Origin of the sequence: Marinobacter sp. (genome assembly GCF_041686475.1) — a bacterium.
Taxonomy (GTDB): Bacteria; Pseudomonadota; Gammaproteobacteria; order Pseudomonadales; family Oleiphilaceae; genus Marinobacter.
This window is the reverse complement of sequence record NZ_JAWLDU010000001.1, coordinates 24,785-38,061: the sequence shown is the minus strand read 5'-3', so window position 1 is coordinate 38,061 and position 13,277 is coordinate 24,785. Positions and strand designations below refer to the sequence as shown.

9 protein-coding genes are annotated in these 13,277 nt (G+C 57.1%); 5 read left to right on the top strand and 4 right to left on the bottom strand.

Annotated elements, in window-relative coordinates; all coding sequences use genetic code 11:
- Positions 1-41 precede the first annotated feature (41 nt).
- Positions 42-1,490: a pyruvate kinase gene (pyk, locus tag ACESMB_RS00155; RefSeq protein ID WP_372970655.1), complete on the top strand. Its 1,449-nt coding sequence runs from the start codon at positions 42-44 to the stop codon at positions 1,488-1,490.
- A 397-nt stretch (positions 1,491-1,887) separates the two neighbouring features.
- Here pyk and ACESMB_RS00150 read toward each other — a convergent pair whose 3' ends face one another.
- Genes ACESMB_RS00150 through zwf form a run of 3 tightly spaced genes read right to left on the bottom strand, consistent with a single transcriptional unit; the run spans position 1,888 to position 4,755 of the window.
- On the bottom strand, positions 1,888-2,535 hold the full coding sequence (locus tag ACESMB_RS00150) for a bifunctional 4-hydroxy-2-oxoglutarate aldolase/2-dehydro-3-deoxy-phosphogluconate aldolase (RefSeq protein WP_372926123.1): 648 nt from the start codon (positions 2,533-2,535) through the stop codon (positions 1,888-1,890).
- A gap of 38 nt (positions 2,536-2,573) precedes the next feature.
- Positions 2,574-3,293 carry a 6-phosphogluconolactonase gene (gene pgl, locus ACESMB_RS00145; protein WP_372970654.1) on the bottom strand — a complete coding sequence of 240 codons (720 nt, stop codon included), beginning with the start codon at positions 3,291-3,293 and terminating at the stop codon, positions 2,574-2,576.
- The gene (gene zwf, locus ACESMB_RS00140; RefSeq protein ID WP_372926121.1) at positions 3,280-4,755 is read right to left on the bottom strand and encodes a glucose-6-phosphate dehydrogenase; all 1,476 of its coding nucleotides are present in this window, start codon (positions 4,753-4,755) and stop codon (positions 3,280-3,282) included. The genes pgl and zwf overlap by 14 nt, the downstream gene beginning before the upstream one ends.
- 215 nt (positions 4,756-4,970) lie before the next feature.
- Between zwf and ACESMB_RS00135 the strand changes: the two genes are divergently transcribed.
- The 4 genes from ACESMB_RS00135 to ACESMB_RS00120 all read left to right on the top strand — a co-directional run bounded on the left by ACESMB_RS00135 (position 4,971) and on the right by ACESMB_RS00120 (position 11,248).
- A complete protein-coding gene (locus ACESMB_RS00135) occupies positions 4,971-5,840 on the top strand; it encodes a MurR/RpiR family transcriptional regulator (protein WP_372926120.1) in 870 nt (289 codons plus the stop codon).
- 222 nt (positions 5,841-6,062) lie between these two features.
- Positions 6,063-7,388 (top strand): carbohydrate porin, encoded by a 1,326-nt coding sequence (locus ACESMB_RS00130; protein WP_372970653.1) that lies wholly within the window; start codon positions 6,063-6,065, stop codon positions 7,386-7,388.
- 246 nt (positions 7,389-7,634) lie between these two features.
- Positions 7,635-10,790, top strand: a complete 3,156-nt coding sequence (gene pulA / locus ACESMB_RS00125) for a pullulanase-type alpha-1,6-glucosidase (protein ID WP_372970652.1) — start codon at positions 7,635-7,637, stop codon at positions 10,788-10,790.
- Positions 10,791-10,822: 32 nt separating this feature from the next.
- On the top strand, positions 10,823-11,248 hold the full coding sequence (locus tag ACESMB_RS00120) for a hypothetical protein (RefSeq protein ID WP_372970651.1): 426 nt from the start codon (positions 10,823-10,825) through the stop codon (positions 11,246-11,248).
- A 71-nt stretch (positions 11,249-11,319) separates the two neighbouring features.
- Here the strand turns inward: ACESMB_RS00120 and ACESMB_RS00115 are convergent, their stop codons facing one another.
- A complete protein-coding gene (locus ACESMB_RS00115; RefSeq protein ID WP_372970650.1) occupies positions 11,320-13,173 on the bottom strand; it encodes a SurA N-terminal domain-containing protein in 1,854 nt (617 codons plus the stop codon).
- Between the last annotated feature and the right edge of the window lie 104 nt (positions 13,174-13,277).

Here is a 13,277-nt window from a genome sequence, read left to right as displayed (position 1 = left end):
CATCGGCAAGCTTCACCGAAAAACAGAAGGAAACAGGAACCATGCTAAGGCGTACCAAGATCGTCGCCACCCTCGGCCCCGCCACCGACTCGCCGGAATCACTGTCGGCCATAATTGCTGCCGGCGTCGACGTAACCCGGCTGAATTTCTCCCACGGCAGTGCGGAAGATCACATGGAACGCGCCCGCCGGGTGCGCGAATGCGCCGCTGCGAACGGTCGCTTCGTGGCGCTGTTGGCGGATCTGCAGGGCCCGAAACTTCGAATCGCCCGCTTCTCCGATAACAAGGTAACCCTGAAGGCCGGCCAGCAATTCGTACTGGACGCTGCCATGGACAAGGAAGCCGGTAACGAAGAATGCGTCGGCATCGACTACGAACAGTTGATCGAAGACGTCAAGCCGGGTGATATCCTGGTACTCGACGACGGCCGCATCGAAATGGAAGTAGAAAAAGTCGACGGCACCAGCATCTCTTCCCGCGTTCTGATCGGGGGGCCCCTGTCCAACAACAAAGGCCTCAACAAGCGCGGCGGCGGCCTGTCGGCGGAAGCACTGACCGAGAAAGACAAGCAGGACATCAAGACCGCTGCCCGCCTGGGCGCGGACTATGTGGCCGTGTCTTTCGTGCGAACCTCCGAAGACATGCACGTTGCCCGCCGCCTTCTGAAAGAAGCCGGCTCGGAAGCACGCCTGGTTGCCAAGATCGAACGCGCGGAACTGGCCCACGACAACGCAGCCCTGGATGCCGTTATTGATGCTTCCGACGCCGTGATGGTCGCCCGCGGCGACCTGGCCGTGGAAATCGGCGATGCCGAGCTGGTGGGTGTACAGAAACACATCATCAACCGCGCACGGGCACTCAACACCGTGGTCATTACCGCCACCCAGATGATGGAATCCATGATTGAAAACCCCATGCCTACACGGGCAGAGGTTTCGGACGTGGCAAACGCAGTCATGGACTACACCGACGCAGTCATGCTGTCTGCAGAAACCGCTGTTGGTGATTATCCGACGGAAGCGGTGGAAGCGATGGTTCGCATCTGTATCGGCGCTGAGAAACAGCCGTCAATGCACCAGTCAAAACACCGCATCCACGAGAGCATGGAACATGTGGACGAGGCCATTGCCCTCTCTGCCATGTACGCGGCCAATCACCTGAAAGGTGTCACCTCGATCATCTGCATGTCGGAAACCGGCGCCACTCCCCTGCTGATGTCCCGCATCAAATCCAGCCTGCCGATTTTCACTTTCTCCCGTCATCATTCGACCCAGCATCGGGTGACGATGTTCCGTGGCGTGCAGACGGTTCCGTTTGATTCTGCAGCAATTCCCCCCGAGCAGACGAACGCCCGCGCCGTGGCTGAGCTGGCTCGGATGGGTGTGGTGAAGGAAGGTGATCTGGTGGTGATTACCAAGGGTGATTACGTGAATGCCCAGGGTGGCACCAACACCATGAAGATTGTTCGTGTCGGGGCGGATATTCGCTGACCTTTGCCTTCTGTTTAGGTAGCTTGGGAGTTTCGTCTTCTGTAGCCTGCTGGTTTGGTGCCTGGAGGCTGCGGGGCGGGGCTTCCCAAAAACGCTACAAGCACATCCCTGTGCGCTTGGGCTCCGCCATCCATGGCTCCGCACATTTTGGGAAGCCCTGCCCCGCAGCCTCTGATTAAACATTTCTGATATCGCTAGATAACACTATTTTTGCAGGTAAAGCACCCAAGGCGTTTTCACTGGAGCCCGATCAAGCGGTTGGTGGGCCGGTCTTTCGGGAATGTAATTGGCCATGGATGGCCAATTTCAAGCGCACAGGGACGTGCTTGTAGCGTTTCCCGAAAGACCGGCCCACCAATTGCGTTAGCACCAACAAAACAGGCTGCAGAGAAAAACCTCAAAGGTCGCGAAGACTCCCCCGGACAATCTCCGAAATCTGCTCCCAGTCACCGGAGTCAACCGCTTCACCCGGAGTCAACCAGGTGCCACCAACAGCAGCCACGTTCTCCAGTGCCAGGTAGTCCTTGGCAGTGTTGCGGCGAATGCCACCGGTTGGACAGAAGGTGACGTCCGGGAATGGGCCGGAGAAGGCTTTCAGGGCCGGGATGCCTCCGGAGACCTCGGCCGGGAAGAATTTGAATTCCCGGTAGCCAAGGTTGTAGCCCACCATCAGCTCGGAAATGGTGGCAATACCCGGTAGCAGAGGGGCTTCCGAGGTAACGCCGAATTCCAGGATGGATTCGGTGACGCCCGGTGTGATAACGAACTGGGCACCGGCGGCTTCTACCTGGCGATACTGAGCAATACTGGTGACCGTTCCCGCGCCCACCCATGCCTCCGGGATGGCTTTTCTTACCTGCTCGATGGCTTTTACGCCGTGAGGTGTACGCAGGGTGATTTCCAGAACGCGTATACCACCGTCAACCAGCGCCTGGCACAGCGGCAACGCCTGATCAGGATGGTTGATGGTGATAACCGGAATCAGGGGTGAGGCGCTGAGCACAGACTGGACCCGCTCGCGGTGAAAGTCAGACAGTTGATTCATAATCTTCTCCGGTATAACAATTCGGTAGCCAGCGGCGCTCAGGCGCTCCAGTAAATCTGCAGGCCAGGTTTGAGGAAAGCGCGGATAGGCATTTCCTTTACCTGGGCGATGTCACTGCAGGCCGTCTTTAACGTTTCCAGCTTGTCATCGCCTTTCAGGTGTAAAGCCGTGAAGCCTGCACGGCGCAGAGCACGCAGTGTCAGTGTGATGCGCTTCTGGGCCTGGGAAGGCGGAGTCATCGGTACCACGATAACGGTCGAATCGGTGTCCAGGGCCTCGTTCAGCTCCGGCGCATCCGGAAACAGGGACGCGGTATGGCCATCACTGCCCATGCCCAGAATCAGCACATCCAGCGGCAGAGGCAGCTCGGCAAGTGCCTGCTCCACGCCAGCAAGGCCATCGGCCGGAGTATCACCGGGTTGTTTCAGTGACAGGTAATTCGCCTCCGCTGCAGGGCCCTGCAACAGGTTCTCTTTGACCAATCGGGTATTACTGGCAGCATCGTCCTCGGGGACCCAGCGTTCGTCTGCCAGCAGCACGTCAATTCTTGCCCAGTCCAGTGTCTTTTCCCGAAGCGCCTTGAAAAACGGCAAGGGTGTTGAGCCGCCGGAAACTACAAGGCTGGCCCTGGGCGCAATCAACAGCCGTTCGGCTAGATGTCTGGCAACGGCATCCGCCAGAGCCACCGCAGCATCATCAGGGGTGTCGAAAAAGTGCGCGTCTACCGCATCCGGCAGGTTCAGGTCATGCATCTTCATACCAGCTCCTTCCGTCCCGTGTGATCATCGCGATGGAGGCTACGGGCCCCCAGGTGCCAGCCGCGTAGCGCTTCGGTGGCTGACCGCTGTCATCCCAGTTTCCAATGATCTGATCAACCCACTGCCAGGCATGCTCCACCTCGTCCCGGCGAACGAACAGGTATTGGTTGCCCTTCATGATTTCCCACAAAAGCCGTTCGTAGGCGTCGGGAATACGATCGGTTTCGAAAGTTTCCGAGAATGTCAGTTCCAGCGGCCCCTGGCGCAGGCGCATTCCCTTGTCCAGGCCCTGATCCTTGGTCAGGATCTGCAGCGACATGCCTTCGTCCGGCTGCAGGCGAATGATCAGTTTGTTGTTGGCCAGGTGCTTCTGGTCCGGATCAAAGATGTAGTGCGGTGCCGGCTTGAAATGGATGATGATCTGGGAAAGCTTTTCCGGCAGGCGCTTGCCAGTACGGATATAGAAAGGCACACCAGACCAGCGCCAGTTATCAATCTCGGCCTTGAGGGCCACGAAGGTTTCGGTCTTGCTTCCTTTTATCGCGCCCTCTTCTTCCAGGTAACCGGGGACCGGTTTGCCGTCACTGGTACCTGCGGTGTATTGGCCCCGAACGACATGAGTGTCCATCAGGTCCGGCGTAATGCGCCGCAGCGCCTTCAGCACCTTGACCTTTTCGTTACGGATACTGTCCGCGGAAAGGTCTGAGGGCGGGTCCATGGCGATCAGGCACAACAGCTGCAGCAGGTGATTCTGCACCATGTCGCGGACCTGGCCGGCTTTGTCAAAATAACCCCAGCGGCCCTCGATACCCACGCTCTCGGCCACCGATATTTCCACGTGGGAGATGTGGTTCTGGTCCCACTGTGAGGCGAACAGGTTATTGGCAAAGCGCAGGGCGATCAGGTTCTGGACAGTTTCCTTGCCCAGGTAATGATCAATACGGAACAACTGGTTCTCGTTATAGACTTCACCCAGTTCGTCATTGATAACCTTGGAGGATTCAAGGTCGTGGCCGATGGGTTTCTCAACCACCACCCGTGTGTCACGGTCGCAACAATCATTGCTGCGCAGGTTGCGGGCAATAATGCCGTACATGGCAGGTGGTGTGGCCATATACACAATCAGGTTACTGGATTCGTTGCTGCGCCAGTCGTTCAACGCACCAAAGCCCTCCGGGTTGGTAAAATCAAGAAACTGGTAATCCACCCGCTGCAGGAACCTGTCTGCCACATCAGCATCGAACTCGAGTTTCTTCACGTGTTCCCGCAGCTTTTCGCGCAGGATGTTGCGGACCTCAGCGGAATCGGCCTTGTTCCTGGCAATCGCCAGAATACGGCTGCCCTGGTGAAGAAGCCCGGCACGCTCGAGCTGGTAGAGCGCAGGGAACAGCTTACGTTGCGCCAGGTCACCCAGCGCTCCAAACATCATCAGGTCACAGCGGGTATTTATCAGGTCGGCCATGGGTTCCTTCTCTCTATGTTTTCGTGCAGAACTGCACAGCTTGCACGACTCGAGGCGTCAATGTAGTAATTTTATGAAAATAATGACACCTAAAATGAAATTTTCAAAGGATATTTTCCGATTAATGACACTTTTACTACCACAAATCACCACAAAACACGCTATAATCAGCGCGGATTTTCATAAGAATGCCGATAATTCAGGGAGTATCCTCAATGGCTGCCAATCAGGCGCAACGCGATGACAATCTGCTCGAAGATATCCAGCTAAGGCTGGACACTCTTAACAAATCCGAGCGCAAGGTTGCCGAGGCGATTCTGCGAGACCCCAGCGCCGCAACCCGTTACAGCATTGCCGCACTGGCCCGGGCGGCTGACGTCAGCGAACCCACGGTCAACCGGTTCTGCCGTGGCTTTTCCGCCACCGGCTTCCCTGACTTTAAAATACGCCTGGCCCAAAGCATAGCCACAGGCACACCCTATATCGGGCAGAACGTCGAACCTGACGATACCGTGGCAGAGTTTGCCGACAAAATCATGCTAAGCACAATTGCCAGCCTCGACAAGGCACGCCAGGCGCTTGATCCCAAGGCACTGTCTTCAGCCATTGATTATCTGATCCAGGCCAAACAGATCAACTTCTTTGGCATGGGCGGGTCAGCCCCCGTCGCCATGGATGCCCAGCACAAATTCTTTCGCTTCAATATCCCGGTCATGTCCTATGACGACGCCCTGATGCAGAGAATGGTTGCTGCCGGCTGCACAACGGGCGATGTCATCGTGCTTATCTCGTACACCGGGCGTACCCGCGAAACGGTTGAGATAGCCCAGCAGGCACGGGGCAATGGCGCCACGGTTATCGGCATCACCATGCCCGGTTCGCCGCTTGCCGAGGCCTGCACCGTGGTTATCGAGGTTACGGCCCCGGAAGATACCGAAGTCTACATGCCCATGTCGTCGCGAATCATTCATCTTACCGTGATTGATATTCTGGCCACCGGCGTGACCCTCAAGCGCGGCGCCGATTTCCTCGGGCACCTGAAAAAAATCAAGGAAAGCCTGAAACCGACCCGGTTTCCAGTTTAGTCGATGCCCCTGGTCGGTCCCGAAAGCCAATGACTGACCAACTCACCCTTCTACGCCCCTCCTCCCCCTGAGAACTCACCCCCCTTTTTCTTCAGGGCGGAGGATGTACTCATCTACCGGTTACAGGACTATGAAATCCGGTTTCCCAATGTCTGATTGGCAGAAGCCAGGAAGTCCGCTTCCCTGACATTCAAAAAAGACAAAAAGCACAGGACACAGACCATGCAAAACAATAAGCGCTATTTCCCGAACAAACTCCCGCTGGCTGCGGCCGTAACCGCAGCCATTCTGGCCACTCCGGCCATCGCAGTTGATTTTCACGGCTACTCCCGCGCAGGCGTTTCGACCAACATTGGCAGCGGTGGTGAGCAGACCTGTTTCGGCAGCGGTGCCACCGGCCACTATGTTGGCCGGCTCGCTGACGAGTGCGACACCTACGCAGAGCTGGGCCTGGGCGACGAACTGTTCAGCCAGGACGGCAAGACCTTCCGTTTCGACTCCATGCTGGCCTACAGTGCTGATCGTCAGGGTAACGATTACCAGGCCCTGAACGGCGCCAACAATATCAACAATGTTAACTTTGACGACAACGAAGTCGATCGCAACAGTTCCGACCCCTACGGGGGTGGTGACATAGCGCTTCGCCAGCTTTACGTGTCCGCCAATAACGTCATCGAATCCCTGCCTGGCGCAACACTGTGGGCCGGCAAACGCTTCTACAAGCGCAAGGACATCCACCAGCTGGATCTTTTCTACCTCAGCAACTCCGGCTACGGAGCAGGCATCGAGAACATCCAGGCAGGCCCAGGCCAGGTGTCAGTAGCCTACACCAACTCCGATACCAGTGATGGCGACGACCTTGTGCAGAACAACAAGGTCGACGTTCGCTATGCGTTCCCGGTTGCCGGGGATCACACCCTGGAGCTGATCGGCATCTACGCCATGGCTGACCTGACAGACGCGCAGCAGGACGCCGGCATTGACGACGAAGACGGCTATTTCGTCATGGCAGAGATCTCGTCCGGCGTGATGGGCGGTTTCAACAAATTCGCCCTGCAGTACGGTGCTGACTCCATGGGCTTCACCAACGCCGAAAATGCCAGTGGCGGACGGGTTGATAATGCCAACGTCGCGGGCTACTTCGAGTCCAGCTGGCGCATCCTGAACCACGGTGTAGTCAAGCTCGGTGGTGACTGGGAGCTTGGCCACTCTGTGGTGTATGAAGAAGCCGAGTCCCACGATCCCGCTGCCAAAGACGGCGAACGCCTGAGCATCGTCGCCCGCCCGACCTTCAACTGGTCGCCGGTCATGAGCACCGCCATTGAAGTGGGCTACAGCGATACCGACCGTCCATGGTTCGCGGAATCCCAGGATCTTGGCAAGTTCGCTGTGGCACAACAGTGGCAGGCCGGCCCGGGTTACTGGGCGCGTCCGGTTATTCGCGCATACGCTGCGACATTCTTCGGTGACGAAGCCGAGAATGCACGCGGTGGTGAAGGCATCGATGGTGATATTCAGGTCGGTGCCCAGATCGAAGCCTGGTGGTAAGGCTCTAAACTCCACACACTCTCTCGTTGGACCTCTTTGGGCCGGCTCTTAAGCCGGCCCTTTTTTGTGACTTCCCACTCTTTTCCCACTCCCCATACTCCCCCCGAACTACGCCTGCAAAAGTCTGCTGCCGAAGGATGTGTACAGTCCGGGTTCGCGCAACCATGAAACCGTGACCTTTATGCACAGGCATTGCCGGTGCACAGGTTGCTTTCAAACAACAACAATGGAAAAAGGATATCCGTTATGCCTGACCATAGACTGGTTGCAGGCGGCTGGGTTCTGGCGCTTTCGCTGGCCCTTGCCGGTTGCAACTCCGGTAGCAGTTCCTCTTCGGATACCGATAATTCCGGCGGTGGTGGCGACTCGACCGCCCTGCTGGAACCCGGTGAGAACGAAGCAATCCTCTATTACAAACGTCCGGAAGGTGAATACGACGGCTGGGGCCTCCACCTCTGGAACGACTCGGCGTCCGGATGCGACGGACTGGCCGAGGATGTACCCACAGAGTGGAGCGATCCACGCAGCCATGATGGCGTTAACGATACTTACGGCGCCTATTACATCATACCTATGCGCGATGGCGGAGACTGCATGAACTTCATCATGCACAAAGGCGATGAGAAAGACCTGGGCGATGATGACCACCGCTGGCACTTCGGCGCCCTGGGCAACCGCATTTTTACCCTCAGCGGCAGCGATTTGCTGTCTTCCGAACCGGTCGTGGCCGGGGGACTGACTATCGATGGCGCCAAAGCCCACTGGCTGGACGCCACCACCCTGGTGTTTGCGGACACCGATAACGCAACCCGGGCAGAACTTCGTTACGATGCCAACGCAGGTATCAGCGTTGATGACGCCGGTGATTCCCTAGAAGGCGGGGCGACCATCGAACTGAGCGCCACAACCCTGTCGCCCGAACTGGAGCAGGCGTTCCCGCACCTGTCAGACTGGCCGGCGTATTCGGTGGATACCAACACCAGGACCATCAAGGAAGCTTTGCGTGGGCAGTTGGTAGCCGGTGCCTATAACAGTGATGACGAACTGATATCCGCCACCCGCCTGCAGATCCCCGGGGTACTGGATGACCTCTATGCCTTCGATGGGTCCCTGGGCGCCACGGTCAACGGTGCTGATACCGACTTCGCGGTCTGGGCGCCAACGGCCCAGAACATGCGCCTGCATGTGTTCGATGCCGACGGCAGTATGGTCAGCGACTACCCCGTTGACATGACGCGCAACAACGGTGTCTGGGAACACACTGGCAACACAGCGGATGTCGACCGCAAGTTCTACCAGTACGAGGTGACGGTTTTCCATCCGCGCACTGACGCCATCGAAACTACGATGACCTCCGACCCCTATGCCGTCAGCCTGTCTGAAAACGGCGTGTATGCGCAGGTGGCCAACCTGGACGACAACGACCTGAAACCGGCCAACTGGGACAGCATGGCTACCCCACCGATGCTGGCCCCGGAAGACGTGGTGGTCTATGAGACCCATATTCGCGATTTCAGTGCCACCGATGAAACGGTGGCTGTGGACAATCGCGGCAAATACGCGGCATTTACCGAAACCTCAAGCGATGGAATTGCGCACCTTGAGTCCATGGCCAATGCCGGAATTACCCACCTCCACCTGCTACCAGCCTTCGATATCGCTACCGTTAACGAAGACCCGGCGGACGTTGTGAACATTGACGACGACTTCAGCCGGCTTTGTGACCTGTCAGATGAGGCTGCGGAAAACTACGCCAGCCATTGCAGAAGTGGCAACACGATCCGTGAGGTACTGGAGTCATTCGATCCCGCGACCGGGGACGCACAGGCCCTGTACGGGGCATTCCGTGGTCTGGACAGCTTCAACTGGGGTTACGACCCTGTTCATTACACCGTTCCGGAAGGCAGCTACGCCTCTGATGCGGACGGCGTAGCCCGGATAGTCGAGTTCCGCCAGTTGGTACAGGCCGCGACGGGTCTGGGCCTGAATGTGGTCCTGGACGTGGTTTACAACCACACCAATACCTCCGGCCTTGCCGACAAGTCGGTTCTGGACAAGCTGGTGCCGGGCTACTATCACCGCCAGAACCCGGAAACCGGAGTGGTCGAGCAGTCTTCCTGCTGTGAAAACACCGCATCCGAGCACCGGATGATGGAAAAGCTGATGATTGATTCCCTGGTGACCTGGGCCTCCCATTACAACATCTCCGGTTTCCGCTTCGACCTTATGGGACACCACATGCTGGCCAACATGGAGAAAGCGCTGGAAGCGGTAGAGGCCGTCGATCCGGACACCTACTTCTATGGTGAAGCCTGGAACTTTGGTGAAGTCGCCAATAACGCCCGTGGCGTCAATGCCATTCAGACCAATATGGCGGGCACTGGTATTGGCTCCTTCAACGACCGGTTGCGTGATGCTGTCCGCGGAGGCGGGCCCTTCGACGGTGGTGACGCCCTGCGGGCCAATCAGGGTTTTGCCAATGGCCTGTTCAGCATCCCCAACGATCGCAACAGCGGCAGTGATTCCGAAAAAGAACGCCTGCTGCAGATCAGCGATTGGGTACGCATCGGTATTGCCGGCAGCCTGAACGACTACGCCCTGGTGACAACGGACGGCTCCACGAAAACCGGAGCCGAGATCGATTACAACGGCCAGAACGCCGGCTACACCAGCGACCCCCAGGAAATCGTCAACTACGTCTCCAAGCACGACAACCAGACGCTCTGGGATAACAACCAGTACAAGGCGGATTATGCCACCACACCTCAGCACCGCGCTCAGATGCAGGTAGTGGGTCTGTCAGTACCCATCCTCAGCCAGGGAATCCCGTTCATCCACATGGGCTCGGAACTGCTGCGCTCCAAATCCATGGAGCGTGACAGCTATGACTCTGGTGACTGGTTTAACGAGGTCGATTTCAGTTATCAGGACACCGCCTGGAACCGTGGCCTGCCTCGTCAGGATAAGGACGGCGCCAACTGGGATCTGATTACCGAGATCATCAGCCAGTTCGAAACCGGGCCCACTGCAAGGGAAATTAACTATACCCGGGAACAGGTGGAAAAACTGCTCTCCGTTCGAAACGAGAGTGAGCTGTTCCGGCTGCAGACCGCCGAGGAGATCGGAGAGCGACTGAATTTCCATAACACCGGGACAGACCAGCTGCCCGGCGTAATCCTGTTCAGCCTGGATGACGGCCCGGATAACGGAATGACCGATCTTGACAGTCATGTTGACCAGATAGTGGTAGTGATCAACAGCACCGGCTCAGAGCATTCCCTGGACACCAGTCTGACTGACAGCTTCACAGTCATGGCTGACACCTCACCGAACGAAAGCGCAGCAGTAACCAGCGGTACCTTTACCGTGCCCGGCCTGTCCGTTGCTGTGTTCAGCCGATAGTCGCGCTATTGCAACCAACAAAGGAGAAAACCATGAACAAGAAACTCACAACGCTGACAATGGCTTCTGTGCTTGCCATCACCGCCGGCTGCGCCACTTCGGGCGGAAGAGATTACAGTGACTCGCTTTATCTGCGGGGGCAGTTTGCCTGGTGGGATGCGCTTCCGGAATACAAGGTAACGCAGGTGGAGAATGGCCTGTATCGAACGGAGGTTGAACTCAAGGCAGACGGCCAGCCCTACGAGTTCAAGTTTGGTGATGCCAACTGGTCATCCGGGACCAACTGCGGCTACCAGTCAGAAGAGGACAAAGATGTAGAGCTGAACAATCCGGTCAAAGCTAACTGCTCCGCCGTGTACGAGAACTTCCGCTTCACCCCACCGGAAACCGCTACCTACGGATTCTATTTTGACACACGGGGCGAGACGCCGGAGATTTTTATTGAAGAGGCAAATTGAAAGGCCCGGGTAATTACCCGGGCCCGATAAAGCATTACAGCAAGGCACTCGCTGAAGGGTGCCTTTTTTGTTTACTGCCGCTCGACTTCCGCTTTGTCCCGCAGGAATTGCTGGTACGCCCGATACTCGCGCTGGCCCTCGAACTGTGCCAGGAAATTACGGAGCTGGTTGAACTCGCCTCCGTCGCGGTTTACTTCCCCTTCGTTGACAGCTTCCAAAGCGATGATCGCCATGCCGTTATCAGACATTACGGAACCATAGACTTCTTCATCGCCTTCAGGGCGCTGAAGGGAAAAGACACCGGCCATTACGGCACCGCCCAGAATGGGATTGCTTCGTGGCTGGTCATCATAGGACTCCCACTCACCGACACCGGTTTCTTCAATGTCCTTGCCGGACTCCAGATCAGCGATGACAGCTTCAGCACGTTCAGCCAGCGCTTCGCGGGTCTTCTGACGAGTCAGGGCGTCACGGATCTCATCCGTTACCTCTTCCAGGGGTTGCTGCTGGGCCTCCTGATACTGAGCCACCCTGGCAACTACCGACATGTTATCGCCAACGTCAATCAGCTCGGTATTGAAACCATCCCGCAGTACGTCTTCCGAGAACAGCTGGCGCACAAGCCCTTCATGGTCAAACGGCGCTTCACCACCTTCGCGGGTAATTCCGTCTTTCTCACGCACTTCAAGGCCGAGTTCCTGGGCCGGGCCATCCAGATCGTCTGCGGCGTAGGCAAGATCAGCAAGTTCTGAACGGACCTCGGCAAAACGCTCTGAGGCCTTGCTTCTTGCAAGCTCCCTGCGGAGTTCATCTTCCAGCTCTTCCAGCGGCGGCACCTCAGCCTTCTGCACATCCAGCAACTTGATCAGGTGGATGCCGAAGCTGGTGGATACCGGCTCTGAGACCTCACCCTTGTCCAACTGGAACAGTGCTTCTTCAAACGCTTCGTCATAAACACCACGCTCGGCAAAACCAAGGTCGCCGCCTTCTTCGGCTGAAACCGTATCTACCGAAAACTCTTCAGCCAGCTCGGAGAAGTCCTCTCCTGATGCCAGGCGTTCCTGAATGGTGGACATGGTTTCCTCTGCATCCTCGCCATCCTCAATCAGAATGTGAGCTGCACGACGCTCCTCGCTGGCAAGCTCGGAGGAACGTTCTTCATAATACTCACGAAGTTCTTCGTCACTGACATCGGTCGAATCGGCGAGCGCTTCCTGGGACAACGCAATGTACTCGGCGTCTACCTTCTCAGGCTGCTGGAACGCGTCCTCGTTATCCTGATAGTAGGCTTCGATCTCGGACTCGGTAACTTCTACCTGGTCACTCACCGAATCTTCAGAGAGGGTCACCACCCGAAAATCGCGGGTCTGGTTCTGGATTCGCAGCAACTGGGCGACGTTTTCATCGGTCACCGTGCCGCTCTGCGCTATACCTGCGCGAATCTGGTTCACCACATACTGCTCGCGCATGGTTTCCCGGAACTCACCAACGCCCATGCCCATATTTCTGACGGCCGACACAAACCGGTCACGGTTGAACGTGCCATCCACCTGGAACTGTGGCATCTGGGTGATCAGCGAATCAATGTCCTGGTCCGAGAGCTCAAGCCCCTGCTCCTCGGCATCCTGGGTCATGACCTTTTCCTGGATCAACGACTCCAGAACCTCACTGCGAACCCGGTCCTCATCAAGCATGGAGGGGTCCGGGTTGTCCATCTCGGAAAGACGGCGCTGGCTTTCCATCTGCACAACGCGCATGAATTCGCGCTCTGTAATGTCCTCGCCGTTAACTGTGGCAACCTCCGGCTCGCCAGAGAAACCACCGACAATCGCATCCATCCCCCAAATCGAAAGCGAAACAATCAGCAGACCAATAATTACTTTGGCAATGGTGCCCTGGGCATTATCCCGAATATCTTGAAGCATGTTTCTCCCGGATCCCTGATCAATATCTGTGAGGGTCTCTTAACGTAAAAAGGCGCATTCATACAGGAATGCGCCTTGAATTCATCGGAGCTGGCTGACTGCGG